This is a genomic window from Stenotrophomonas sp. JC08, assembly GCF_052180205.1.
Taxonomy (GTDB): Bacteria; Pseudomonadota; Gammaproteobacteria; order Xanthomonadales; family Xanthomonadaceae; genus Stenotrophomonas.
This window is the reverse complement of record NZ_CP197473.1, coordinates 747,994-774,181: the sequence shown is the minus strand read 5'-3', so window position 1 is coordinate 774,181 and position 26,188 is coordinate 747,994. Positions and strand designations below refer to the sequence as shown.

The following is a 26,188-nucleotide window of genomic DNA, read 5'->3' as shown; positions in this document are numbered from 1 at the left end:
GCATGTCCTGGAGTGTCAGAGCTCGCCGAGACCGCAGGCGCGTCCATCGGCGCCGACTTCCAGCAGACGCAGGGTATTGGTGGCGCCCAGCGTTTCCATGTGCTCGCCACTGGTGAACACCACGCGATCGCCGGCCTGCAGCTGCCCGGCATCGACCAGCAGGCGGATCGCGCCACGGGCGGCTTCGCGCGGGGTCAGCCCGCGGCTGTCGAAGTTGATCGGGAACACGTCACGCATCAGTGCCATCTGCCGGCGCGCGCCGTCGTGGCGGGTCACCGCGAAGATCGGTGCCTTGGCACGGAAGCGCGACAGGTAGCGCGCGGTGCCGCCGGACTCGGTCATCGCCACTATCGCGCGCACGCCCACGTGCTGGGACAGGAACATCGTCGCCATGGCGATCGCCTGGTCGGCGCGCTGCAGGTTGCGCGGCGAGGCGTTGAAGTCGGTTTCGGTCTGGAACTGGCGCTCGGCGCCCAGGCAGATGCGGGCCATCGCCTCGACCGCCTTGACCGGATACGCGCCGGCGGCGGTTTCGGCCGACAGCATCACCGCGTCGGTGCCGTCGATCACCGAGTTGGCCACGTCCAGCACCTCGGCGCGGGTCGGGATCGGGCTTTCGACCATCGACTGCAGCATCTGCGTGGCGGTGATCACCACCTTGTTCTGCGCCAGCGAGGCCTTGATGATCTTCTTCTGCAGGCCCGGCAGTTCGGCATCGCCGATCTCCACGCCGAGGTCACCACGGGCCACCATCACCACATCGCTGGCCCCGACGATCTCTTCCAGGTTCTCGATCGCCTCGGTGCGCTCGATCTTCGACACCAGCGCGGCATCGCAGCCGTGCGAACGGGCGATATCGCGCGCATCGTTCATGTCCTGCGCGTTGCGGCAGAACGACACGGCGATGAAGTCCACGCCGATCTTGGCGACGATGCCGATCAATTCCTTGTCACGCTCGGTCAGCGCGCCCAGCGACAGGCCGCCGCCCTGCTTGTTGAGCCCCTTGCGGTCGGACAGCACGCCATCGTTGAGCACGGTGTTGATGATGCGCTCGCCCTGCACCTCGACCACCTGCAATTGCATCAGGCCGTCGTCCAGCAGCAGCACATCACCCGGGGCCACGTCCTGCGGCAGGCCCAGGTAGCTCACGCCGACCTGGCTGGCATCACCGGCCGGGGCATCGACCGAGGCGACCAGGTCGAAACGGTCACCGGCCTTGAGCTGGACCTTGCCCTGGGCAAAGCGCTCGATGCGGATCTTCGGACCCGGCAGGTCGGCCAGGATGCCCACTTCCACGCCCACCCGCTGCGCGGCGGCGCGCACGTCGGCCGCGCGCTTGGCCTGGCCGGACGGATCGCCATGGGAGAAGTTGAGGCGCACCACGTTCACGCCGGCGCGGAACAGATCGTCCAGTACCCCGGGTGCATCGGTTGCAGGACCGAGGGTGGCGAGGATCTTGGTACGGCGCTGACGTTCGATCATGGTGCGTAGTCTCCCTTGTTGACCGCTCAAAATAGCACACGCACTGTATGACAACGATATCTCCACAACTTTGCCCGGGACAGTCACCTGCTGTCCAGAAGACAGCAGGGACAGGCACCCCGGACAAACCATACGCAGTGACAACGCGGGACTGACGGGTGTGCCGCAACGCTGCATGGACACGGAGCAGGCGCCCGGCCCGGGACATCAGCCCGCCACTGGAAAATCCACCGGTGTCTTGCCGGGGCGGCCGTCCCGACGGCAAAAATGGCGGCTGCGGAACCGGCATGGGCACGACGATGGGCCGGCGCCCCGACCGCCACCTGTACGCCACTGGCCGTGCCTGCCAGGCGGCGGCCAGCGGACTGCCTGGCAATCACGCGCGCAGCAGCGTCACCAGCTCATCCGGCGTCGCCGCCAGCGCATGCGCACCGGCCGCCTGCAGCTCCTCGCGGCCACCGAAGCCCCACAGCACACCGATATTGCGCATGCCGTGATGGCGTGCACCTTCGATATCCATGCGCCGGTCGCCGATCATCCAGCACTGCTCCGGCTGCAACGACAGGCGGCGCAACGCCTCGCCCACCAGCTGCGGCTTGTGGCTGCGCGCACTGTCGAGGCTGGCACCGGTGACATCCTCGAAGCAGTCGCCGAACGGCAGATGCTCGACGATGCGCTGCGCGTGCGACTCGGTCTTGGCGGTAACGATCGCCATACGGTGACCGTCGGCCTTCAGCGAACGCACCACCGCCTCGATGCCCGGGTACAGCTCATATTCCTTCCAGCCATCGCTCTCGAAACGCTCGCGGTACAGCGCCACCGCCCGCTCGACCCGTTCCGTATCACCGAAAACCGGGGCGAAGCTGGTGCGCAGTGCCGGCCCGATCCACTTGCGCAGCTCGGGCATCGCCGGCACCGGCTGGCCCATCTTTTCCAGCGCATAGGCCACGCAGCGGGTAACGCCTTCGGACGACTGGATCAGGGTGCCGTCGAGATCGAAGAACAGCACATCGCGGCTCACGATCCGCGGGCCTCCAGCGCCGCGACGGCCGGCAAGGTCTTGCCTTCCAGGAATTCCAGGAACGCGCCACCGCCGGTGGAGATGTAGCTCACTTCCTTGGCGATGCCGTACTTGTCCACCGCCGCGAGGGTGTCACCGCCGCCGGCAATCGAGAACGCCTGCGAGCTGGCGATGGCACGGGCCAGTGCCTCGGTGCCCTTGCCGAAAGCGTCGAACTCGAACACGCCGACCGGGCCGTTCCACACCACGGTGCCGGCCTTGGCGATCAGTTCGGCGTAGCGCGCAGCGGTCTGCGGGCCGATGTCCAGGATCATGTCCTCGGCGTCGACCGCATCCACCGCCTTGACCGTGGCCGGGGCGTCGGCGGCGAAGGCCGGGGCCACCACCACGTCGGTCGGCAGCGGGATTTCAGCGCCGCGCGCCTTGGCATCGGCGTCGATCTTGCGCGCGGTGTCGAGCAGGTCGTTCTCGACCAGCGACTTGCCCACGCCATGGCCGTTGGCGGCGATGAAGGTGTTGGCGATGCCGCCACCGACGATCAACTGGTCGACCTTGCCGACCAGGCTGGACAGCAGCTCCAGCTTGGTCGAGACCTTGGAGCCGGCCACGATCGCCAGCAGCGGACGCGCCGGGTTGGCCAGCGCCTTGTCCAGCGCATCCAGCTCGGCCATCAGCAGCGGGCCGCCGGCGGCCACCGGGGCGAAGCGGATCACGCCATGGGTCGAGGCCTGGGCGCGGTGCGCGGTGCCGAAGGCGTCCATCACGAACACGTCGCACAGCGCGGCGTACTTCTTCGACAGCGCCTCATCGTCGGCCTTCTCGCCCACGTTCATGCGGCAGTTTTCCAGCAGCACGATCTTGCCCGGGGCCACGTCGACGCCGTCCACCCAGTCCTTGACCAGCGGCACGTCCACGCCCAGCAGCTCGGACAGGCGCGCGGCCACCGGCGCCAGCGAATCGGCCTGGCTCCACACGCCTTCCTTCGGACGGCCCAGATGCGAGGTCACCAACACCGCGGCGCCGGCTTCCAGCGTCAGCTTCAGCGTCGGCAGCGAGGCGGTGATGCGCTGTTCGGAGGTGATCCTGCCGTTCTCGTCGATCGGCACGTTCAGATCCTGGCGGATCAATACGCGCTTGCCGGAAAGGTCGAGGTCGGTCATGCGAACGATGGACATGGCAGGATCTGCTCCGCAAAGTGGGGGAAACCGCCATTCTCGCCCGCCCCGGCAACCGGGGTAAACCTGAAGGTTTCTTCCGATGCGCATCCGCTTGCCCCAACCCGAGTTGAGCAGTCCCCGGCTACGGCTGCGCGAGGTGCGCAGCGAGGACGCGCCTGCGCTGTTCGCCATCCACAGCGATCCGCAGGTGATGCGCTACTGGAGCTATCCGGCGTGGACGGAACTGGCCCAGGCCGAGGCCAAGGTCGCCGACATCCAGCGCCAGCGCCGCGAGCAGGACATCCTCATCTGGGCGATTGCCGATGCGCAAAGCGACCGGCTGATCGGCAGCAGCGCGGTGTTCGCGCTCAACCCGGATCAGGGTCGTGCCGAAATCGGCTACAGCCTGCACCGCGACTGGCACGGCCGCGGGCTGGCCAGCGAAGCGTTGCGGCTGATCCTGGGCTACCTGTTCGACGGGCTGCAGCTGCGCCGCGTGGAGGCCGATACCGACCCGCGCAACACCGCTTCATGCCACCTGCTGGAGAAGCTGGGTTTCGTGCGCGAAGGGCTGCTGCGCGAACGCTGGTTCGTCAACGGCGAGCTCTGCGATACCGCTTTCTACGGCTTGCTGCGACGGGATTTCATCCGGAACTGATGCAGCAATACGAGTCACCGCTTGGGCAACTGCGCATCCAGCTCTTGAAGCCGTCGCTCGATCTCGCGCCGATCAAGACTGCGCGCGATCACCGCCCAGTGCCTGGCCGCTGAAAAACGGTACAGAAAGCGCGCAATCAGAAAACCCATGACCAGTGCCACGACCACGGTTGCCGCGCCCCAGCCCCCTCCAATCCGCAAGGCGAAAAGCATCAGGACCGGCACGGACATCGACAACAGAAACGAAGCCAGAAACCGTTTCGCCCGGCTGTAAACACTGTTGTCGACTGTCGTGTGGATACCGCCCAGCAGTGACATCAGCAGCGCTCTTTCCTGGGATCGCTTAAGAACTGGAATCTTCATCCGCGCTCCGATTGCTGGCCCGAACCGATACCTGTCACGGCTGCGTATCCGTGCCATCTTTCCGGCCACTGCGGATCAGGCTGAACGCAAATCCCGCCACCAGCAGCGCGCCGAGCACCAGCACCGCCCACAGCAGCAGGTTCTTCCAGTCACGCGGCGGCCTGGCCGGCTGGTAGGCGACGTCACCGGCACGCACCGCGCCCTCGCCCAATGCCGCCACAGGCGGTTGCCACTGCGCGCCGTTGCGCGCGCGCAATGCATCGAGCATCGGGTCCAGCGTGGCCTGCACGGCGCCGGCATTGGCGCTACCCGCCACCAGCAGGTAGGGCGCGCGGCCCTGGGCGAGGAACACCACGCTGCCCGGCCGGTAGCCCAGCCGCAGCAACGGTGCCTGCGCAGGCGCGGCGCCCGGCTCGGCCTGCAGCCGCCACTGGCGGTCGCTGATGACGCCGGAGGTTTCCAGTGGTGCCGAGTACTGCTGCGTGCCGCCCTCGCTCAGGCTCCAGGCATTCCAGCCGCGGATCAGCGGTCGCCACTGCGGTGTGCGGTCATCGGCGGCGGGACGATCCGGATCACCGGTGGAGACCGTCCAGCTCACCGCGCTGTTGGCCGGCATCCGCACATCCAGCCGCTGTACCGGCAGCCGCCCCTGCAAACGGTAGAGATAGCCGTCTTTGCCGTTGCCACCGGCCTCGGCCTGCAGCTCCTGCCATTGCCAGTCGCCACTGTCCCGCACATCGGCCAGTTCGCCGCGCAGGCCACGGAGCGCCGGGGCGCCCGCACGCTGCAACGGCACCAGCCGCAGGTAGCGCAGATCGCTATGCACCTTGATGCGGTTGTTGCGCAGGGCGCGGCCCTGGTTGTTCAACTGCAGCAGGCGCACCTGTGGATCGAGCACCTGCCAGCCACGCAGGTCGTCACTGCCCTCCAGCCGGTAGCCCAAGTCCAGCGTCGCATCGGGATCGGCCCAGTCCACGCTCAACGCACGCAGCCGACCAGCGTCGTCACCGAGATCGACCAGCCATATCGGGTCGGCCGCACCGGTGTTGCCGGCGATTGCGTTGCGGATCGACAGCAGCCGGCCGCGAGCGTCACGCTCCACCACCACGCTGAGATCGTCATCGGCGCTGGTCGCCGCTGCCGGCAATGCGAACCATTGCAGTTCCACCGTGCGCAACGGAGCCGACACCGGCGTGTCCGCCGCATAGACCGCGCTGGCCACCGGCCTGCCGTCGGCGTCGATCACCCGCACATCGCGCAGGTCGCGCCAGTAGGCGGCGGCGTAGACCGGCGCATCGAGCGTCACGCGATAGGCACCGGCGTCGGCCTGCGACAGCTGCAACGGCCATTGCCGGGCGAAATCATCGGCGGCCTGCGCACTCATCGGCAGCAGTGCCAGCCACAGCAGACGCTTGATCATGCGGACACTTCCCCATCGTTGTTCTGGTTTGTCAGCACGCGCCGTGGCGGCGCCGGCGCCAGCCAGCCCACCAGCGTACACAGCAGGCCATAGGCGATGAACGCGCCAATGCCGAGCAGGTCGCCTAGGTTGCCGCGGTCCACCAGCAGCAGCTTGGCCAGCACCACGCCCATCAGGATCGCGCCGGCCAGCCACAGTCCCCACTGCCCGCGCCGCGAACCGGACACCCAGCCGATCACGCCCAGCAGGCTCCACACCACGGTCAGGCTGGTCTGCGCCAGCTGCGTGCCGATCAGGCGCTCGCTCCACGGCTCGCCGCCCCAGTGATGTACCGCCCGCAATGTCATCACCGTCACCAGCACCAGTGCCGCCAGCGCCATGCCGACCAGTTGCGCCGGCACGATGCGCCCGCCACGGTCCTGCCACAGATACAGCGCAGCCAGCACCAGTACCGCCACCTGCGCCAGTTCCAGCGGATTGAACAGCACGATCCACGGCAATGGCGCCGCACTTGCGGTGCTGCCCAGCGCGCCCAGCCACCACAACCCGAGAGCGGCGAACACCACCGTCTGCAGCACCGGCTTGTAGCGGCCGAAGGCCTCACCCAGCGGCAGCTCCAGCCACCTCCAGCGCCGCATCGACACGACCGCCAGCAGCAGCCACGGCAGCGCCAGCAGCAGGCCCACCCAGCCTTCGGCAAGGGTGAAGCGCTCGCCGATATGCCAGGCCAGCAGCGACAGCACCGTCGGCCACAGCAGCCACCAGGCCAGTTGCGCCATACCGGCCAGCGGGCCGTTGCCGGCGCGCAGACACAGCAGGCTGCGGATGCCCAGCAACGCGAACAGCAGCCACGTCCAGCCACCGTATCCGGCGAACGGCTGGCCGTACTCGGCCACCTGCGCAAACGCCACCGGGAAGGCCAGCACGAAGCCACCCAGCGTGGTCAGCGACAACGCCAGTGCCGGTACACGCCGCTGTACCTCGGCGGCAAGCCAGCCGGTGACGCCCAGCATCAGCAGCAGCGCATGCAGGCGGCTGCCAGGATCGATGAAGTTGCCGATCTCCAGGGTGATATTGCCCAGCCACCAGGCCAGGCCCCAGACGTAGGCCATGGTGGCGACAGGCAACCGCCCCGCGCCGCGGTACAGCCAGGCGGTGGCGAAACCGGCCAGCGCGATCAGCAGTGCGCCCATGAAACCGGCATTGGCGATGGCCATCGTATCGAGCGGATACACCCGGCTGACCCCCAGCAACATGGCCAGCGCAGCAGCCAGCTGCAGGCCGATACCGGCCCAGCACGCCAGCCGGCGCTGCTGCATCAGGCCCAGCCAGACCAGACCGGCGCCTTCCAGCGCGAACACCGAAGCGGTCGCCTTGGCCGACAACGCCAGCGGCACCGCCAGCGTGGCAAAGCCCACGGCGAGGATGGCGTATCCCTGCGCCAGCAGGTGCAGACGCTCGCGGCCCAGCAGCACGCGTGCCAGCACCGCGTAGAGCGCGGCTACACCGAGCGCGCACAGCGCCAGCGGCATGCGCTCGCCCTGCAGCAGTCCCGCCTGCAGCGAGAACGCGATCAGCGGCGTGCCGAACAGCAGACAACCGTCGATGCGTGCCCCGCCCGGTGTTGCCGCCTTGCGCGCATACAGCAGCGGCAGCAGCAGGTAGAAGCCGAAGAACAGCAACAGGAACGGCTGGGTGCTGGCGAAGTCGGCCGCCTCGTAATCCAGCACTCCCCAGAGCGTGCCGATACCCCAGGTGAAGACGAAACCGAGCAGGTTGAGGATGCGCCACGGCCGCACCCAGGCGATGGCGAAGATGCCGGCGTTGAGCAACGCGTAGTACGAGAACAGTGCGACATGGTTGCCGCCGCCACTGGACAGCCAGATCGGCGCCATGAAACCGGCCAGCACGCCGAGGATGGCCAGCGTGCGCGACTCCTGCAGCACCGCCATCACCGCAAGCCCGGCGATCAGCACCACACTGAGCGCGAACGCCGGCAGCGGCTCGATGAAGCCGTAGTTCCTGGTCGCGGCGAAGATGGTCAGCAACAGCACGCCGATCGCACCGCCCTGCAAGGCCAGCGCGAAGGTGCGGTGGCTCTCACGCTGGCGCCAGGCGAATACCAGCCCCGCCAGCGCGACAATGCTGATCCCGAGCAGGCGGAACAGCGGCGAGACCGTCAGCCAGCCCTGATCGGTGGCGAGCTTGAGCAGCGCTCCCACACCGGCCAGCAGCACCAGCATGCCGACTTTCACCGGCACGTTGCCGCGGGTGAACCAGTGCTTGATGTGCTCGATGCCACGCTCGATGAAGCCGGGTGCAGCGACCGGCGGCGGGGTCCACGTCCGCTGCGCGGGCGCGGAAGCCGCGGCAGCCAGCGGCGCAGGTTCGGGACGCGCCGGCGCAGGACGCGAGGGCTCCGGCATCGGCGGCAGCGCAGGCACTGCCGGGATGACAACAGCGGGCGGCGGCGGAACCTCGTCAGGCACTGCCACGCTCCCGGCCTCATCGCCCCCGGTCGCAGCCGGCATCACCTCCGGCGGCGGCGACCTCGCTTCCGCTCTGGCCTGGTGTCCTTGCCGGGCGACAGCGGCCTCCAGCACGGTCACCCGCCGCTTGAGTGAGGACAGCGCCACCAGCGCCATGACCAGCACAACCGGCATGGCCAGCAGCGCGAGCAACGCCAGCAAGCCCAGGACCACCCACGTATAGTCCATATTCCATCCTTGTCCCCGAAAGGGAAGCACACACCTTATCCGCAGACGATGGAAACACAAGGCGCGCGGCGGCATGTCCATTCCATGACGCGGGCCACCCCGGCATGCTGCAAACGTCAGCGCGCGATTCCATCCGCACCGCCCGGCACGCACCCTGCAGACATGCCGGAATCCACGGATTCAGCCCACGCCCAAGCGCCTCCTGCGATTCCAGCCAAAAGAAAGGGCGCCACGAAGGCGCCCTCTGCTGTTTCCGTTGTGCGGCGGATCAGCCCGCGACCACGCGCACCATTTCCAGGCACTTGTTGGAGTAGCCCCACTCGTTGTCGTACCAGGCCACCAGCTTGACGAAGGTGGAATCCAGCGCGATGCCGGCTTCGGCGTCGAACACCGAGGTGTGGGTCTCGCCACGGAAATCGGTGGCCACCACCTTGTCTTCGGTGTAGCCGAGGATGCCCTTCAGCGCGCCTTCGCTCTGCGCCTTCACTTCGGCACAGATCTCGGCGTAGGTGGCGTCCTTCTCCAGCTCGACAGTCAGGTCGACCACCGACACGTCCGAGGTCGGCACGCGGAAGCTCATGCCGGTCAGCTTCTTGTTCAATTCCGGGATCACCACACCCACGGCCTTGGCCGCACCGGTGGAGGACGGAATGATGTTCTCGAGGATGCCGCGGCCGCCGCGCCAGTCCTTGTTGGACGGGCCGTCAACGGTCTTCTGGGTGGCGGTGGCGGCGTGCACGGTGGTCATCAGGCCACGCTTGATGCCCCACTTGTCATTGATGACCTTGGCCAGCGGGGCCAGGCAGTTGGTGGTGCACGAGGCATTGGAGATGATCGCCTGGCCGGCGTAGGTCTTGTCGTTGACGCCGAACACGAACATCGGCGTGTCGTCCTTCGACGGGGCCGACAGGATCACCTTCTTGGCGCCGGCATCCAGGTGCTTCTGCGCGGTTTCCTTGGTCAGGAACAGGCCGGTGGCTTCCAGCACCACGTCCACACCCGCCTCGTCCCACTTCAGATTGGCCGGATCGCGCTCCTGGGTCAGGCGGATCTTCTTGCCGTTGACCAGAAGGTGGCTGCCCTCGACCTTCACGTTGGCGGCAAAGCGGCCATGCACCGAGTCGTACTTGAGCATGTAGGCCAGGTAGTCCGGCTCCAGCAGATCGTTGATGGCCACGATCTCGATGTCGTTGCCGAAGTTCAGCACTGCCGAACGCAGCACGTTGCGCCCGATGCGCCCGAAACCGTTGATGCCGACCTTGATTGCCATGTTCACAAGCTCCTGCGGCCGCAAGCCCGTTGCGGCGGGGGTGGAAAGGGGTTGCCATTCTAGCAGCAGCACCGTCCCGCCCGGACCGGCACGTCACCATTTTCTCCGGCACCCGGGCGCATGCCTCCCCGGCAAAAGGATGACTGCCAGCTGAGTGCAAACGCCTGTTTGATCAAGATCAAAGCGGCAACGGCGACGAGCCCGGACACTTGCGCCACCTCTCCAAGCAATGGAACTCCACATGCGCAAGACCCCCGCCCTGCTGCTCTCCGGCCTCGCCGCCGCCATGGCCCTTGCCGCCACTCCGGCCATGGCCCAGTCCAAGGGTGACTGGACCCTGGGCGTCGGCGTGCACGCCGTCGATCCGGCTTCCGATGCCGGCGACCTGAACGGCTCGGCCCTGGGCCTGGGTGCCCTGCCGACCAAGGTCGACAGCGACGTCAAGCCGACCGTCACCTTCGAATACTTCATCGCCGACAACATCGGCATCGAAGTGCTGGCGGCACTGCCGTTCAAGCACGAAGTCAGCATCGACGGCGTCGGCAAGGTCGGCGAAACCAAGCAGCTGCCGCCGGTGGTCTCGCTGCAGTACCACTTCGCCAACAGCAGCAAGGTCACTCCGTTCGTCGGCCTGGGCGTGAACTACACCAAGTTCTTCGACACCGACAGCAAGGGCGCGCTGGCTGGCACCAAGCTGAAGCTGGAAGATTCCTGGGGCCTGGCCGCGCATGCCGGTCTGGATTACGCCATCAGCGACAAGGGCGCGCTGCGCGTGGACGTCCGCTGGGCCGACATCGACACCAAGGTGAAGGTCAACGGTGCCAAGCTGGGCACCGCCAAGGTCGATCCGCTGGTGTACGGCGTGGCCTACGTCTTCAAGTTCTGATCCACCCCGTTCCTCCGGTACCGCGGAGGAACGTGATTTCCGGGCCTGTTCATGACCCGTCGCGAGCCAAGCGCGACGGAATCGTGGGCAGGCCCGCCACTTTTGGCACAGGGTGCGCAACGACACCGTCGCTAGAATGTCGCCGATGAAAATCCGTAACCGCACCTTGCTTGCCGTTTCCGGCATCGCGCTGGCCGTATCCACCCTGTTTTCCGCCCCGGCCTTCGCCTGGGGCGCGCAAGGTCACCGGCTGGTCGCCCGCGTCGCTGAAACCCGGCTGGAACCGGCCGCGAAAGCGGAAGTCGAACGCCTGCTCGCACTCGAGCCGGGCGAAACGCTGTCCAGCGTCGCGCCATGGGCCGACCAGGTGCGTGCCAACGATCCGGACCTGGGCCGGCGCTCGGCACGCTGGCATTACATCAACATGGGCGAGGACGGCTGCATCTACGACCACGCCCGCCACTGCCGCGACGGCAACTGTGTGATCGAAGCCCTGAAGGCACAAAGCGCACTTCTGGGCGATCGCAACCTTGCCGATACCGAACGCCTGCAGGCGCTCAAGTTCGTGGTGCACCTGGCCGGTGACATCCACCAGCCACTGCACGCCGGCTACGGCCACGACAAGGGCGGCAACACCCACCAGCTGCAGTTCAACGGGCGCGGCACCAACCTGCATTCGCTCTGGGACAGCGGCATGTTCTACCCGCTGCAACTCAATGACGATCAGTTCCTGCAGCGTCTGCTGGCCCTGCCCGCGCCGGACGGCGTCAGCGCGCCGCAGCTGCAACGCGATGCCGGCCAGTGGGCCGAGCAGAGCTGCCACATCGCCACCCGCCCGGAGCTGTATCCGCGCGGCCGCAAGATCGGCGACAGCTATGCCGCCACCTGGCGCCCGGTGGCCGAGGCCCAGGTGCGCTTGGCAGGTGAGCGACTGGCTGCGCTGTTGAATGCCTTGCTCGACGGGCATTGATGCGGGTTACCGCACAGCCCGCTGAAAGACTGTATTGAAGAAGCCGCGAGCAACCGCCCGCGGCTTCTTCGGTTGTGGCATCCGTCAATGCAAGTCGCTGCTGCTGCGCACCCGCGCCCGGCCCTGCTCCACCTCGAAAGTGAAGCCATACAGCAGCGTCACCGGCACCGCCTCCACCCCGGTTGCACCGCTGCAGTTGCCCGGTGCCGACGCCCCTGTACCCGGTGCGAAGCGGCAGATTGCTGCCGGAAGGAAAGTCCACCTTGCCGTGGCATCCAGTGCTGCCTGCAGCAAAGAGGCATGCTCCTGCTCCACACCGGCACTGCAGCGAGCGTGTCCACGCAACGGCTCCACACGCTCGACACTCCCGTCCGCCATCACAATCACCCGCACGCACAGCGTGGTGGGCAGCAAGGTCTGGCGTTCATAGCCCGGTGGCAAGGTGGGTGATGGCGCGTGCTGCGGCTCCGGCATGCGGAAGGTTTCAGTCGCACCCAGCACGTACGGCTCAATCGCCCCGGCGCCGCCCTTCTGTTCGGGCGCCAACAGCTGCCGGCCGATGTTGTAACTGCCGGCGGGTGCTTCATCCGCCACCGGCCGCGTGGCACAACCTGCCAGCAGCAACACGAAGCCGCACCTCAGGAGCTGCACCATCAGCTCCCCGTGCCTTCTTCGGTATGCGTGACGTTTTCGTCCAGGTCAAACCAGATCGGCACGCGGACTGCACCGGCAACCGCCTTGCCATCTTTCTGTGCCGGGTTGAATTTCCACTTCCGGACAGCTTCCACCGCAGCCGCATCGAACACCCCCTGCGGCTGTGAAGTCTCGACCTTCACATCCGTGGCCCGCCCTTCCGCATTCACCTCGATCCGCAGCACCACTTTGCCACTAACGCTGTTCTCGACTGCAGCCTTGGGATACGCCGGCGGCGTCATGAGATCGGTCGTCGGATCGCCCTCTCCGGCTTCCGGCTCAACCGAAATCTTTCCTGCCGATGCGGTTTGCGGGTTGTCACCCACCTCGGAAATCAGAAGTTGCAGCGCCAGCAACGAACTACCGCCGGGGGTGGTGACTTCGACAGCCGCCGGCTTGCCTGCCATCACCAGCAGATCCGGCGAAGACACCAGGGCGCCGTCGGCCTTCAGCGTACCCTGCAGGCGCAGCTTTCCCGCATCCGCAGGCACCAGGGTGAACTCGGCACTCCATGCCACCCCGTTGGCCGACTCCAGCGTAAAAGCGAACGGCGTGCCGGCAGACTGATGCAGCTCGAACTGCTGCTGTGTGTCATCTGCATTGGCCTGCACCCGTGTCATGTAGACAGTTCCCGCTTCGCTCAGCGCTGTCACCGCCGTCCTGCCCGGCTGCGCGGCCCAGGCCGCATAGCCGGTGATCGTCGACAAGGTCACCGACAATACCAGCATTGCCAACCACTGTTTCTTCCCAGGTACCGGCCGCTTCAACATCGCAATTCGCTCCTTCAATGGATGATGGTTCTGCCAGTGGCACCCCACTGGCAATGCAGACTGCGCCAGCCCGGTCTTGAGCATGGCGTCGCCATAGCTGCGACGGACACCGGCCATCTGTGCAATGACACGTTCGTCGCAGGACAACTCCTGGTCCTCGCGGCAGCGGCGTTGTGCCAACAGCAGCAGCGGGTTGAACCAGTACAGACACTGCAGCAAGGCCAGCACGGCGTTGATGGCGATATCGCCACGCTGCAGGTGGATGCGCTCGTGCAGCAGCACCAGTTGCTGCTCCAGCGGCGAGTAGCGCTGTTCGAAACCCGTTGGCAGCACGATCATCGGCCGCAGCAGGCCCATCGCCGCCGGCAGCCCGGTACTGCTCTGTGCCTGCCACAGGCCATCACTGCGTTGCTGCAGCACGCCCAGCGCCTTGCGGAAGCGGCGCTGTTGAGCGAGCAGCCGCAGCGCCATCAGCAGCGCGCCAGCAAGCCACGCGCACAACAGCCATTGCGGCCAGACAGTGACGAGGTTGGCGCCGGCCCCGTCCTGCGCCGCCACCTGCAGTGGCGTTCCGACAGCGAGCATCGGCACCGCCACCAGCTGCGGCCCCGGCAGCAATACCGCCAGCAATGCCGTTGGCAGCATCAGCCACAGCAGGTAGGACGCACTTGCACCCAGCCAGGCGCGCACCGGACCGCGCAGCAGCAGTACCAGCACGATGGCCGCACTGCTGGCTACGGTGGTTTCCAACAAAGTCGACAGCAGCTCAGTGCTGGTCATCGTCGAGCTCCTCCAGCAGCTTGCGCAGCTCGGCCACATCATCGCGACTGAGCCGCTGGTGCAGGCTGAAATGCGCGACCAGCGGCGCGACCCGGCCATCGAACAGGCGCTCGATCAGGCTGCTGCTTTCTTCCAGCAGCCACGCATCGCGCTGCACCAGCGGCGAGTACAGGTAACGTCGCCCGTCCTTGTCCGCACGGATCGCCCCTTTGTTGAGCAGACGGTTGAGCAGCGTCTTGACGGTCGCCTCGGCCCACTCGTTGCCGCCGGGCAGACGCGTGATCACCTCGTCGGCGGACAGCGGATGCCGCTCCCACAGCACCTCCATCACCACGGCTTCGGCCTCACTGATCCGGATCATCGTTTACGCCTGTAAATTTTTGTCGATTACATGGGTAAACGAAGCGGCTGTCAAGCCCCCGACCGGAGATTCATCTTCGCGATGCTGTAATGCCCTGTCCTCGCAACAGCACACCTGTCATGCCCCATCACCTGACCGACCTCGATGCCGCCGTGGACTGGCTGCTGGCCCGTGTTCCAGGCGCACTGCGCATTGGTGCGCCGTTGGCGCTGGGCAAGCCACACCGGCTGCTCAACGCGCTGTATACGCGCATCGAGCACGATCCCGCGCGACCGCTGCAGCTGTATACCGCGCTGTCGCTCGACCCGCCGCGGGCCGGCAGCGACGGGTTGGAAGCTCGCTTCATGCGTCCGTTTGTCGCGCGCCACTACGGCGATTTCCCGCGCCTGGCCTATGCCGATGCGATCGCCCGCGATGCGCTGCCGGCCCATATCCAGGTGGAAGAGTTCTACATGCAGTCCGGCGCGCTGCTGGGTTCGTCGCAGGCGCAGCGCTGGTACACCAGCCTCAACTACACCCACGCCGCCGATGCGGTCGCGCAGCGTGCGCCGCAGGTGATCGTGCAGAAAGTGGCCGCGCGCGAAGGCGTCACGCAGCTGTCGCTGTCGTGCAACAACGACATCACCCAGGACACGCTCGATGCGATCAAGGCCCGTGGCCTGCCGCGGCCGCTGCTGATTGCCGAAGTCGACCCGCAACTGCCCTGGCTGGGCGGCAGCGCGACGGTGGAGGCGGATTTCTTCGATCTGGTTGTCACCCCGCCGGGGCCGTATCCGGCGCTGTTCGGGCTGCCCCGCCAGCCGGTCAGCGATGCCGACTACGCCATCGGCCTGTATGCCAGCACGCTGGTACGCGATGGCGGCACCTTGCAGATCGGCATCGGCACACTGGCCGATGCGCTCAGCCATGCGCTGGTACTGCGCCATACCGACAACGCCCGTTACCGGCAGATCCTGCATGCGCTGGATCCGGAACTTGCCGACCACCCGCTGGTGCGCGAGGCCGGCGGGCTGGGGCCGTTCGAGATCGGCCTGTACGGCTGCAGCGAAATGCTCAACGAAGGCTTCCGCAAGCTGGTGCAGACCGGCGTCATCTGGCGCAAGGTGCACGATGACCTTGGCCTGATGCAGCGGCTGGCCGATGGCAGCGCCAGCAACGGCGACCACGCGCGGCTGGCGCGCGAGGGCGAGTACCTGCACGGTGCGTTCTACCTGGGCTCGAGCGAGTTCTACGACTGGCTGCGGCACCTGCCCGAGGCCGAATGCCGTGCCATCGGCATGCGCCGCATCAGCGAGATCAACCAGCTGTACGGCGGCAATGAGGCACTGGAACGGCTGCAACGGCGCGATGCACGCTTCTTCAATTCCTGCATGCTCGCCACCGCGCTGGGGGCCGCCACTTCCGATGCGCTGGACGACGGCCGTGTGGTCTCCGGCGTCGGCGGCCAATACAACTTCGTGGCGATGGCCCATGCCTTGCCGGATGCGCGCAGCATACTGATGTTCCGTGCCACCCGGCAGGCCGGTGCGACCTCGCAGTCCAACGTACGCTGGAGCTACGGCCACACCACCATCGCACGCCACCTGCGCGATGTGTTCGTCAACGAGTACGGCATCGCCGACCTGCGCGGCCTGACCGACGAGGACTGCGTGATCGCCATGGCCGGCATCACCGATGCCGCCTTCCAAACCCGGCTGCTGGAGCAGGCCAAAGCCGCGAAGAAGCTGGCCGGCGACTTCACCGCCCCCTCCCGCTGGCAGCAGAACCGCGCCGCGACGCTGGCCGCCAGGCTGGCCCCGTTCCGCGCGGACGGCAGCCTGCCCGACTACCCGCTGGGCAGCGACTTCGATGCCGTTGAACAGGACCTGCTGCGTGCGCTGACGTGGCTGAAATCGGCCACGTCCACGCGCATGGACAAACTGCGCACGGTGCTGGCGGCACTGCGCCAGCCGGCTGCCGACAGCGATGCGCTGTACCTGCAACGGATGGGCCTGGAACAGCCGGCCGGTTTCGGCGAGCAGCTGGATGCCCGCCTGCTGCGGCTGGCGCTGGCACGCACCGCACGCGGCCATTAAGCCATGTCCGCCGGCCCGGGGCGACGACAGTCACCCGGCCGCAATTGCCCGGCGCGCGATCGCTACCACCTGCCAATCGGTAACCATCTTGCGAGGGCCGGAAACCACAGAGGCCGGGAAATCCCGGCCTCTGTTTGGACATCACGCCCCCGGCAAACTTACTTGCCGAGCACGGCCTTGGCCGCTGCCACCACCGCCCCGGTGGTGATGCCGAAGTGCTTGTACAGCTGGTCGGCCGGCGCCGAGGCACCGAACGTATCCAGACCGATCACCGCACCGTCCAAGCCCACGTACTGCCGCCAGAAACCGGTGACACCGGCTTCCACCGCCACGCGCGCGCGGATGGCATTGGGCAGCACCGATTCGCGATAGGCCGCGTCCTGGCGCTCGAACACGTCGGTGGACGGCATCGACACCACGCGGGTCTTGATCCCCGCCGCGTCCAGCTCGGCCTTGGCGGCCATCGCCAGACCGACTTCCGAACCGGTGCCGATCAGGATCACGTCCGGGGCACCGGCCGCGTCAGCCAGCACGTAGCCGCCGCGTTCAATCTGCTTGACCTGCTCGGCGCTGCGCTGCTGCGGGGCCAGGTTCTGGCGGCTGAAGATCAGGCAGCTCGGGCCGTCCTTGCGGGTGATCGCCATCTTCCAGCTGACCGCCGATTCGGCCGCATCGCACGGGCGCCACACATCGTTGTTGGGGATGTAGCGCAGCGAGGACACGTGCTCGACCGGCTGGTGGGTCGGGCCGTCTTCGCCCAGACCGATCGAGTCGTGGGTGAACACGTGGATGACCTGCGCCGGGATCAGCGCGCTCATGCGCAGCGCGTTGCGGGCGTAGTCGGAAAACACCAGGAAGGTGGCGTCGAACGGCAGGAAACCGCCGTGCAGCGCCAGGCCATTGGCGATCGCGCTCATGCCGAACTCGCGCACGCCGTAGTGCACGTAGTTGGCATCGGGGTCTTCGCCGACCACGGTCCTGCTCGCCTTCCACATGGTCAGGTTGGAGCCGGCCAGGTCGGCCGAGCCGCCGATGATTTCCGGCAGCAGCGGCGCGAAGGCTTCAATGGCGTTCTGCGAGGCCTTGCGCGAGGCGATGTTCGGCGCCTCGGCCTGTACCTTGGCGATGTAGGCATCGGCCTGGGCGATGAAGTCTTCCGGCAGCTCGCCGTGCGAACGGCGGGTCAGTTCCTCGGCCTGGGCCGGGAACTGCGCGGCGTACTTGTCGAACTGCTGTTCCCACTCGGCCTGGCGCAGGGTGCCGGTAGCGCCGGCACGCCAGCCGGCGTAGATGGCTTCCGGAATCTCGAACGGACCGTATTCCCAGCCCAGCGCCTTGCGGGTGGCGTCCAGCTCGTCCTTGCCCAGCGGTGCGCCGTGGCTGGATTCCTTGCCGGCCTTGCTCGGCGAACCAAAGCCAATGGTGGTCTTGCAGCAGATCAGGGTCGGCTTGTCCGACTGCGACAGCGCCTGCTCGATGCCGGCCTTGATGCTTTCCGGATCGTGCCCGTCCACACCGCGCACCACATTCCAGCCATAGGCCTCGAAACGCGCCGGAGTGTTGTCGGTGAACCAGCCTTCCACTTCACCGTCGATGGAGATGTTGTTGTCATCCCAGAAGCAGACCAGCTTGCCCAGACCCCAGGTGCCGGCCAGCGAAGCGGCTTCGTGGGACACGCCTTCCATCAGGCAGCCATCGCCCAGGAACACCCAGGTGCGGTGGTCGACGATCTCGAATTCGGGGCGGTTGTAGCGCTGCGCCAGCAGCTTCTCGGCCAGGGCGAAGCCCACCGCATTGGCCAGACCCTGGCCCAGCGGACCGGTGGTGGTTTCCACGCCCGGGGTTTCGTGGCGTTCCGGGTGGCCGGCGGTCTTGCTGCCCAGCTGGCGGAAGGCCTTGAGCTGCTCGATCGGCAGGTCGTAGCCGCTCAGGTGCAGCAGCGCGTACTGCAGCATCGAGCCGTGGCCGTTGGACAGCACGAAGCGGTCACGGTTGAACCACTGCGGATTGTTCGGGTTGTGGCGGAGATAGTCGTTCCACAGCACTTCGGCGATATCGGCCATGCCCATCGGCATGCCGGGGTGACCGGAGTTGGCGGCCTGGACAGCATCGGCGGCGAGGAAACGGATGGCGTTGGCCAACTGGCGGCGGGTGGGCTGCGTCATGATTTCGTCGAGTCAAGGGAGGCTCCCGCGGAGCTGCGGGCGGCCTATTGTCCCACAGTGCACCGGACCGGTCAGGCCGTGGAGCGGACCTGCCGGTGCCGGAATCGGCCGGCCTGCAACAGACAACAGCCACCTGCGCGGGGCCATGCATTCACGCCCGCGCCGCGCCGGTCAGCTGCCCAGTGCGGGGGAGACCCCGGCTTCGTCCTTCTCGCCCTTGGCCACCAGCAGGGTCAGGGCCAGGTCGCCGGTGACGTTGAGCGCGGTGCGGCACATGTCCAGGAAGTGGTTGACGCCCAGGATCAGGCCGATGCCGACCGGGTTGACGCCGACCATCGCGCAGATCAGCGCCACCACCGGCAGCGAGCCGGACGGCACGCCAGCGGTGCCGATGCCACCCAGGATGCACACCACCATCACCATGAACTGCTGGCCAAGGCTCAGGTCCACGCCGAAGAACTGCGCCAGGAAGATCACCGTGACACCCTCGAACAGCGCGGTGCCGTTCTGGTTGGCGGTGGCGCCCACGGTCAGCACGAAGCGCGAGACCTTGTGGGGGAAGCCCATCTGGTCGGCCACCCGCAACGCGGTCGGCAGCGTGGCGTTGGACGAAGCGGTGGAGAACGCCATCAGCGTGGCTTCCTGGGTCTGGCGGAAGAACGCCAGCGGCGAGCGCCCGGCCAGCTTCACCGCGATGCCATAGGTGAGGAACATGTGCAGCGCCAGCGCCAGCACCACCACGCCCACGTAGGCGCCGAGCTTGACCAGCAGGTCGAAGCCGAAGATCGCCGCCAGGTTGAACATGAAGCACGCCACCGCATACGGCGCCAGGCGGATGACCAGATTGATCAGGGTCATCGAGATTTCGAACAGACCCTCGATGGCGCTGCGCAGCGTGGCCACCTTCTCCGCCGGTGACAGCACCATGCCGATGCCCAGCATCAGCGCGAAGAACATCAGCGACAGGATCTTGCCGTTGTCCGAGGCCGCATCGAGCACGTTGTTGGGCACGATCGACAACAGCATTTCCAGCCCCTTGGGCTGGCTGCCGACACCGGCCACGATCTCGCGGCTGCGCTCGGCATTCTCGGCCAGCAGCTGCGCGGCGACGGCCGGATCGACGCCGGCACCGGGCTTGAGCAGGTTGACCAGCAGCAGGCCGATCAGCACCGCGATGCCCGACAGCACAATGGTGTAGCCCAGCGACTTCCAGCCGATGCGCCCCAGCGCACGGATGTCGCCCATTTCCGACACGCCCATCACCAGCGCCGAGAAGATCAGCGGCACGATCAGCATGAAGATCAGGCTCAGGAACAGCCCCGAAACCGGCGTGGTCACATAAGTGGTGAGCGCCTGCACCCAGGCAGCGCCCGGGCTGAGCATGTAGACAGCCAGACCCAACAGTAGACCGATGCCGAAGCCGATCCCGATCTTCCAGTGAAACGGCATTGCAGCGCGGGTCTTTGCCATATGGACCATATGTATATGTTTCTACGGGAGGGGCAGCTTAGCAGACGGTTTACAGCGGTTTCCCGTCGTCCCGCCCGGGATACAGGGGATCGAGCAAGGGCTTTTCCACCCCTGCCGGGACGCGCCAGCGCGGGCCTTTCCGGAACACCTCGCGCAACCGTGCCCGCGCGCCGGCCACATCACCCTCGCCCGCCCAGAGCGCCCGCTGCATGCGCTCCAGCGCCTGCCGCTGTTCCTCGTCCGCCAGCCGCGCCATCACCGCATCGAGGCTGTCCACACCGCCCATGCGGGCGAGAATGTGCACCACCTCCTCCAGCCCGCCACTGTCCAGGCTGCGGCGCAGGTCCGCCAGCGTGTGTACCGCACCGCTGTCTGCCGGTACCGCCGCGGCGGCGGCCGCCACCGGCGGGGCGGGGCGCCGGCGCAGCAGCGCCCAGAGCAGCGTCAGCAACCACAGCAGGGCGAAACCGGCTGCCAGCCCGCGCCACAACCAGCGGTTTTCCTCGAGCGGGCGCTCCAGCGCCAGTGCAGTGCCCTCGCCCGCGCGCATCGCCGCTGCCGGCACCACCGGCGGTGCCGCCAACCGCGCACTGCCGGCGGCGACCTGCAACTCGAGGTCCGGCACTACGGCGGTACGCCGCTGTCCGGCCCGCACATCCCACCAGTCCAGCTTCACGCCTTCCAGCGTCAGCACACCGGTCTGCTGCGGCACCAGCGAATAGCGGCGCCTGAGCGTCAACACCGGGCTGCCATCACTGAAGGTCTCGTCGTACTGCGGTGGCTCGGCGAACACCTGCGCCGCATCGCCGAGCGACGGCACCGGCAGTTCCGGAAACTGCGCGCGGGTGCCGCCCCGTGCGCTGGCCTCGATCTCGAAGCTGACCGCTTCCCCGACCCGGGCCGATTGCGGCACCGCCGTATAGCGCAGGCGCAGATCCTGCAACGGCAGCCACGGCTGCGGCGCCCCGGCGGGCATCGCCCGCACCTGCAGGGTCTGGTCCGGCGCACGCGCGCCGAGCCGGCCACCATCCCGGGCGAAAATATCGCTGAAGAAGCCGCCCACGCCCTTGCCGCTGAAGCGCGCACCGGCCAGTCGCAACGGCCCGCTGCGCTCGGGCACCAGCAGGAAGCGGCGCTCGACCACGGTGTAGCGGCGGTCGTCGATCTGCTCGCTGGAGATGCGGTCCTCGCCAATGCGTTGCAGCGACGTCGACGCCGGCGTATCGAGTACCAGCTCGCCCGAGGCCAGTGTGGTGGCGTAGTACAGCCGCACCACCACGCCCACGCTCTGCTGCACGTAGGGCTGCAGGTCATCCACCTCGGTTTCGACGAAGGCGACGGCACCACTGCCGCGCCCGGCCGGCGGCGCCGTGGTGACCTCCAGCGTCAGTGGCGCGGTGTGCTCGGCTCCCACCCGCAGGGCCGGAACCGCCAGCACGCCGGTACGCAGCGGGGTCAGCGTGATTCCAAACAGCGAGTGCCTGACCCGGCTGCCGTTGACGATCGTCACCTGGCTGCTGACGGTCTGTCCGTCAAGGCTGAAATCCGTGCGCAACGGCGTGTAGTCCGGCGTGCCGGCCTGATCGGTCTGGATGGTCAGCGCGACACTTCCGCCGTCGGTGACGCGGTCGCGATCCAGCCACGCGCGGGTATCGGCCAGCGCCGGTCCGGTGCAGGCCAGCAGTACCAGCAGCAGCTGCAATCGCAGCCAATGTCCCACCTCACCACTGCTCATCGTCCTTCCCGCCTGCGCCGCTCGTACTCGAGCTGGAACTTGGTCTTCAACAGATTGCCCGGCTCGTCGGGCACACGCTGCAAGCGCGCTTCAATGGCCTGGCGCCGCTCGCGCTCCTCGGCCGTCACCGGCACAGGCGCGGCTCCCGGCGGCGGTTCCTTTGCACCCGCCGCTCCCTGCGCCATCGCCTGCTCCATGCGCTCGCGCTGGGCCTGGTCGGCCGCCTGCTGGCGACCGGCATCCTCGTGCTCCGGCGCCTGTTGCGGCGGCGATGGCGATGCTGGCGGCGCCTCGGCGGCCCCGGATTCCCGGTCGGGCCGCCTGTCCGCCTCCGGAGCCGGTTGGCCCGGCGCCTGCTCCTGCCCCGCTTGCGGGGTGTCCGGATCTTGCCGGGAGCCAGAGCCATCGTCACGGTCCTGCTGGCCGGACTGTCCCTGCGGCGGTTTGCGCTGGCGTGCGGCCTCCACCGCGGCGCGGTTGGCCAGTGCATCGGCCATGCCCGGCTGCCGCTGCAATGCGCGGTCATAGGCATCGATGGCCTGGTCATAGCGGCCCTGCCGTGCCAGCGCGTTGCCGAGGTTGTACCAGCCCTGCGCGTTGTCGATCCCTTCGAAATGCCGCTGCGCACCGGCGAAATCACCCTGGCGATAGGCGTCGACGCCCTCGGCAAGACGCTGGTGGTCGCGCTGGTCCGGCCGCTGCCACCAGTTCCGCTCCGCCGCCTGCAGCGGCAACGTGACCGGCAGCAGCATGCCCAGCAGCAGCACCGCCGCCACGCCTTTTGTGCGCCGGAACACGAGCACGCCCAGCAGCATCAAGGGCGGCAACAGCCAGTAACCTTCGTCCTGCCACACCGTGCCGGACTGCCGGTCGCGTGCATCACCCGCCTGCCCGCGTGGCTGCAGCACGCCCAGTGCCTGCAGGTCACGGCTGTCGGCAGTGAGCGTGGCGTAGTCGCCACCACCTGCCGCAGCCAGCGCCTGCAGCCCCGTGGCATCCAGATGTGCCTGCCGGATGCGCCCCCGGCCATCGCGGTAGGCGGCGCCCTGCACACTGCCCAGCCCCAGCACCGAGACCCGGTAGCCTGCCGCCTGCGCGCGCTTTGCCGCCGTCGACGCATCGCCCTCGGCACTGCCGGTCAGCAGCAGGATGTCGCCCTGGCGCGCCTGCGTCTGTTGCAGCAACGCCACCGCCCAGTTGATCGCCTTGTCCGCCCGGTTTCCATCCACCGGCATGATCTGCGGCGACAGCGCATCCAGAAACAGCGCCACGTTGGCCGCATCGCTGGTCAACGGCGCCACCGTGAATGGCTCACCGGCATAGGCCAGCAAGGCCACCTCGCCGCTCTGGCGCTCACGCAGCAGGGTGGCCAGCTTCGCCCGCGCCTGCAGCAGCCGCGACGGCGGCAGATCAGTGGCGCTGATACTGCTGGACAGGTCCAGCGCGATGACCAGCGGTGTTTTCGATTGCCACAGCGGCTGCTCCAGCTGGCGCCAGCTCGGTCCGGCAAGCGCGAGCACGGCCAGCGCCACACCCGCCATCAGCGCCAGCCATCCGCCTGCGCCGGCACCGCGCCCGGACTGCAGCAGATGCGGCAGCAGATGCGGATCCACCGCCGCCTGCCAGGCGTGGCGGCGACGACGCCGCTGCAGGGCCAACAGTGTCAGCAGCGGCAGCAACAGCAATCCCCACAGCCACAGCGGGCGCAGGAAATGCAGGTTCTGCCAGAACACCATCGTCATCACCGCCGCCCCGGCCACAGCAGCCCCAGCACGCCAAACAGCAACGCCGCCGCCAGCGGCCATGGATAACGCTCGATCTTCGGACGCACCGCAGGACCCGCTGCAATGACCGGCTCCAGCCGGTCCAGTTCGGCATAGATACCGGCCAGCTCCTCGGTGTTGTACGCCCGGAAGAAGCGGCCGCCGGTTTCTGTCGCGATCGCCCGCAGCGTCTGCTCATCGATGGGATCTTCGGCCGTCGCCACCGGCAGGCCGAAAAAGCGGATCGCGCCGCTGCCGCCGAAGGCCACGGTATGCACACGCACGCCTTCGGCCCTGGCCAACTCGGCGGCCTTGATCGGCTCCAGCTGCCCGGCGGTATTGACGCCATCGGTCAGCAGGATCAGTACCCGCTGGCCTTCCGGCTGCTCGCGCAGGCGCTTCACCGACAGTGCGATGGCATCACCCAGCGCGGTCTCCTGCCCGGCCAGCCCGACCACGCTGTCACGCAACTGCTCGCGCACGCTGGCATGGTCACGGGTCAGCGGGGTGAGTGCGTAGGCGCGCTGGCCGAACACCAGCAGACCGATGCGGTCACCCTCGCGCCGCTCGAGGAAATCCGCCAGCACCGCCTTGGCCGCGGTCAGCCGTTCGACCACGCGCCCGCCCAGCTGCATGTCCGCTTCCTGCATGCTGCCGGACAGGTCCAACGCCAGCATCATCTGCCGCGCCTGCTGCGGCGGTTCGAGCACCTCCCCCAGCTGCTGCGGACGTGCGGCGGCCGCACACAGGCACAGCCAGCCCAGCCATAACAGCAGATAGCGCAACGATTGCCGAGGTGTGCCGGAAGCCGGCGCGAAGCGCCCCATTTCATACGGCACGCGCAGCGCCGGCGTGTACGCATCGCGCAGCGGCCACCACCGCATCAGCAGCGGCACCGGCAAGGCCAGCCACAGCCAGGGCCACGCGAATGCCGGTATGGCCTCCAGCAGCCCGGCGGGAAGGATGCCGCTCATCGCCCCTGCTCCATCAGCTGCAGGAAACGCCGCCGCGCCAGCGCACAGGCCCGTGCCGCCAGTGCGGCATCGACCGTGGGACGGAAGCCGCCCTCCAGCAGCACGCGGCCATCACCGGTACTGAATGCAGTGCCCTGCTGGCCATCGAGAAAGCGCAGCCAGTCCTCGCCCTGCAGCAACACGGCCTGCGGCTCCACGCGCCGCGCCGCACGCCGCAACAAGCCCGATGCCGCCGCCAGCTGCGCCGCCCCTGCTGTCGTCTCCCGCATCTGCCGGTCGAACAGTTCCGCCCAGCGCCGCTGGCGCCGCCTGCGCCGTGCCCACACCAGACCATAACCGGCCAGCAGCACGGCAATGACCGCCAGCACCAGCCACCAGCCCAATGCTGGCGGCCACCAGCCCGGAGCGGGTGGCAGGTGCACATCGCGCAGCGGCAGCTGCGTGGCGATCATCGCGCGGCTCCTTCCAGGCCGCCGTGCAGCCAGGCATCACTGGCATCATCCGTGGCCAACACCTGCACGCGCACCCGCCGCCCGGGAAGCGCCCGGCACAGGTTTTCAATCGGCTCGACGAACGCCGCATGCCATGCCTGCCGGGCATCGGCGGCCGCCAGATCCAGCTCGATGCGACCGGCTGCGGTGGCCAGCGGCAGCACGCAGGCCGGCGGTGACTGTTCCAGCGGATCGACCAGCAGCAACAGCTCCACATCGGCATGCATCGACAGCGCCGACCACACGGCCGCCGGCACCGCCTGCGCACTGGCCGGATCGGCCAGCACGACAATCCGCGCACCGGGATGGACCAGTCGCCCGGCCTGCTCCAGCGCCGTCTGCAGGCCGGCATCGGCCACCGGTGGCTGCCGGTACCAGCGCGCCAGCGCATCCAGTACCCGCAACGCACCGCGCGTTCCTCCCGCCGGCGCCACCGGGGCCTCTTCGCCGGTGCCACGCAAGGCCGCCAGGCGATCGCCTTCGCGCAAGGCCGACCATGCCGCCACCGCGCCGGCACGCGCGGCCTGCACCGACTTGAAGCGGACCCGGGTGCCGAAATACAGCGATGCCGAGGTGTCGGCCACGATCAGGGTGAGCCGCTCGCGCTCGGTCTGGAACGTCTTGGTATGGGTGACGCCGGTGCGCGCACTGAGCTTCCAGTCGATATGACGCGCATCATCGGCGGCCACATACTCACGCGACTCGGCGTATTCCATGCCGCGCCCACGCAGCGCCGAGGGGGCCCGTCCCGACACGCCGTGGCGGCCCCGTCGCGGTGCACGCGCGCGTGCCGTGCTACCGCGCAAGGCGATCAACTCCGCCAGCTGCGGCACGACGCCATCACTGTCCGCGGGCGCGGCAGCCGCTGCCAGCAGTACCTGCCCGGAAGTCATCGCAAACCTTCCGCCGGCCGATGGCAGGCCGGCACGGACCACCGCTCCGGAGCCACGCCGGCATTGGCATCAGGG

The 26,188-nt window shown here is 67.9% G+C and carries 21 protein-coding genes; 4 read left to right on the top strand and 17 right to left on the bottom strand.

Annotation, left to right across the window (positions count from 1 at the left end; translation table 11 throughout):
* Window positions 1-15: 15 nt before the first annotated feature.
* The 3 genes from pyk to ACSBPQ_RS03490 all read right to left on the bottom strand — a co-directional run bounded on the left by pyk (window position 16) and on the right by ACSBPQ_RS03490 (window position 3,678).
* Complete coding sequence (gene pyk, locus ACSBPQ_RS03500; RefSeq protein ID WP_442683692.1) at window positions 16-1,482, bottom strand: pyruvate kinase; 1,467 nt, start codon at window positions 1,480-1,482, stop codon at window positions 16-18.
* A gap of 376 nt (window positions 1,483-1,858) precedes the next feature.
* Entirely contained in the window at window positions 1,859-2,503 is a 645-nt protein-coding gene (locus tag ACSBPQ_RS03495; protein ID WP_442683691.1) for an HAD hydrolase-like protein, read from the bottom strand.
* On the bottom strand, window positions 2,500-3,678 hold the full coding sequence (locus tag ACSBPQ_RS03490) for a phosphoglycerate kinase (protein ID WP_442683690.1): 1,179 nt from the start codon (window positions 3,676-3,678) through the stop codon (window positions 2,500-2,502). The genes ACSBPQ_RS03495 and ACSBPQ_RS03490 overlap by 4 nt, the downstream gene beginning before the upstream one ends.
* Before the next feature lie 82 nt (window positions 3,679-3,760).
* Here ACSBPQ_RS03490 and ACSBPQ_RS03485 point away from each other — a divergent pair, with 82 nt between their 5' ends.
* Entirely contained in the window at window positions 3,761-4,318 is a 558-nt protein-coding gene (locus tag ACSBPQ_RS03485) for a GNAT family N-acetyltransferase (RefSeq protein WP_442683689.1), read from the top strand.
* Window positions 4,319-4,332: 14 nt separating this feature from the next.
* On the opposite strand, the gene ACSBPQ_RS03480 is transcribed toward ACSBPQ_RS03485, so the two are convergent.
* The 4 genes from ACSBPQ_RS03480 to gap all read right to left on the bottom strand — a co-directional run bounded on the left by ACSBPQ_RS03480 (window position 4,333) and on the right by gap (window position 10,087).
* The gene (locus ACSBPQ_RS03480) at window positions 4,333-4,680 is read right to left on the bottom strand and encodes a hypothetical protein (RefSeq protein WP_442683688.1); all 348 of its coding nucleotides are present in this window, start codon (window positions 4,678-4,680) and stop codon (window positions 4,333-4,335) included.
* 34 nt (window positions 4,681-4,714) lie between these two features.
* Complete coding sequence (locus tag ACSBPQ_RS03475; protein WP_442683687.1) at window positions 4,715-6,100, bottom strand: DUF3999 domain-containing protein; 1,386 nt, start codon at window positions 6,098-6,100, stop codon at window positions 4,715-4,717.
* Complete coding sequence (locus ACSBPQ_RS03470; RefSeq protein ID WP_442683686.1) at window positions 6,097-8,817, bottom strand: DUF2339 domain-containing protein; 2,721 nt, start codon at window positions 8,815-8,817, stop codon at window positions 6,097-6,099. Before ACSBPQ_RS03470 ends, ACSBPQ_RS03475 begins: the two co-directional genes overlap by 4 nt.
* Window positions 8,818-9,085: 268 nt before the next feature.
* Window positions 9,086-10,087, bottom strand: coding sequence for a type I glyceraldehyde-3-phosphate dehydrogenase (gene gap, locus ACSBPQ_RS03465; RefSeq protein WP_442683685.1), 1,002 nt, complete (start codon window positions 10,085-10,087; stop codon window positions 9,086-9,088).
* A 241-nt stretch (window positions 10,088-10,328) separates the two neighbouring features.
* Here gap and ACSBPQ_RS03460 point away from each other — a divergent pair, with 241 nt between their 5' ends.
* Window positions 10,329-10,973 (top strand): OmpW/AlkL family protein, encoded by a 645-nt coding sequence (locus ACSBPQ_RS03460; protein WP_442683684.1) that lies wholly within the window; start codon window positions 10,329-10,331, stop codon window positions 10,971-10,973.
* A gap of 145 nt (window positions 10,974-11,118) precedes the next feature.
* Window positions 11,119-11,943, top strand: a complete 825-nt coding sequence (locus ACSBPQ_RS03455; RefSeq protein WP_442683683.1) for a S1/P1 nuclease — start codon at window positions 11,119-11,121, stop codon at window positions 11,941-11,943.
* Between the two features lie 84 nt (window positions 11,944-12,027).
* Here the strand turns inward: ACSBPQ_RS03455 and ACSBPQ_RS03450 are convergent, their stop codons facing one another.
* The 3 genes from ACSBPQ_RS03450 to ACSBPQ_RS03440 are packed head-to-tail and all read right to left on the bottom strand — an operon-like array spanning window position 12,028 to window position 14,547.
* Window positions 12,028-12,597: an energy transducer TonB gene (locus tag ACSBPQ_RS03450; protein WP_442683682.1), complete on the bottom strand. Its 570-nt coding sequence runs from the start codon at window positions 12,595-12,597 to the stop codon at window positions 12,028-12,030.
* Window positions 12,597-14,186, bottom strand: a complete 1,590-nt coding sequence (locus tag ACSBPQ_RS03445; protein ID WP_442683681.1) for a TonB family protein — start codon at window positions 14,184-14,186, stop codon at window positions 12,597-12,599. Before ACSBPQ_RS03445 ends, ACSBPQ_RS03450 begins: the two co-directional genes overlap by 1 nt.
* Complete coding sequence (locus tag ACSBPQ_RS03440; RefSeq protein ID WP_442683680.1) at window positions 14,173-14,547, bottom strand: BlaI/MecI/CopY family transcriptional regulator; 375 nt, start codon at window positions 14,545-14,547, stop codon at window positions 14,173-14,175. Before ACSBPQ_RS03440 ends, ACSBPQ_RS03445 begins: the two co-directional genes overlap by 14 nt.
* Before the next feature lie 119 nt (window positions 14,548-14,666).
* Between ACSBPQ_RS03440 and ACSBPQ_RS03435 the strand changes: the two genes are divergently transcribed.
* Window positions 14,667-16,622 carry an acetyl-CoA hydrolase/transferase C-terminal domain-containing protein gene (locus ACSBPQ_RS03435; protein ID WP_442683679.1) on the top strand — a complete coding sequence of 652 codons (1,956 nt, stop codon included), beginning with the start codon at window positions 14,667-14,669 and terminating at the stop codon, window positions 16,620-16,622.
* A 158-nt stretch (window positions 16,623-16,780) separates the two neighbouring features.
* Here ACSBPQ_RS03435 and tkt read toward each other — a convergent pair whose 3' ends face one another.
* The 7 genes from tkt to ACSBPQ_RS03400 form a co-directional block, all read right to left on the bottom strand.
* Window positions 16,781-18,787, bottom strand: a complete 2,007-nt coding sequence (gene tkt / locus ACSBPQ_RS03430) for a transketolase (RefSeq protein ID WP_442683678.1) — start codon at window positions 18,785-18,787, stop codon at window positions 16,781-16,783.
* A gap of 171 nt (window positions 18,788-18,958) precedes the next feature.
* Complete coding sequence (locus ACSBPQ_RS03425) at window positions 18,959-20,266, bottom strand: dicarboxylate/amino acid:cation symporter (RefSeq protein ID WP_442683677.1); 1,308 nt, start codon at window positions 20,264-20,266, stop codon at window positions 18,959-18,961.
* Window positions 20,267-20,306: 40 nt separating this feature from the next.
* Window positions 20,307-21,992, bottom strand: a complete 1,686-nt coding sequence (locus tag ACSBPQ_RS03420; RefSeq protein WP_442683676.1) for a BatD family protein — start codon at window positions 21,990-21,992, stop codon at window positions 20,307-20,309.
* Window positions 21,989-23,734, bottom strand: coding sequence for a tetratricopeptide repeat protein (locus tag ACSBPQ_RS03415; protein WP_442683675.1), 1,746 nt, complete (start codon window positions 23,732-23,734; stop codon window positions 21,989-21,991). Before ACSBPQ_RS03415 ends, ACSBPQ_RS03420 begins: the two co-directional genes overlap by 4 nt.
* A complete protein-coding gene (locus ACSBPQ_RS03410) occupies window positions 23,734-24,729 on the bottom strand; it encodes a vWA domain-containing protein (protein WP_442683674.1) in 996 nt (331 codons plus the stop codon). Before ACSBPQ_RS03410 ends, ACSBPQ_RS03415 begins: the two co-directional genes overlap by 1 nt.
* The gene (locus tag ACSBPQ_RS03405) at window positions 24,726-25,181 is read right to left on the bottom strand and encodes a DUF4381 domain-containing protein (protein WP_442683673.1); all 456 of its coding nucleotides are present in this window, start codon (window positions 25,179-25,181) and stop codon (window positions 24,726-24,728) included. The genes ACSBPQ_RS03410 and ACSBPQ_RS03405 overlap by 4 nt, the downstream gene beginning before the upstream one ends.
* On the bottom strand, window positions 25,178-26,113 hold the full coding sequence (locus ACSBPQ_RS03400; protein WP_442683672.1) for a DUF58 domain-containing protein: 936 nt from the start codon (window positions 26,111-26,113) through the stop codon (window positions 25,178-25,180). The genes ACSBPQ_RS03405 and ACSBPQ_RS03400 overlap by 4 nt, the downstream gene beginning before the upstream one ends.
* Between the last annotated feature and the right edge of the window lie 75 nt (window positions 26,114-26,188).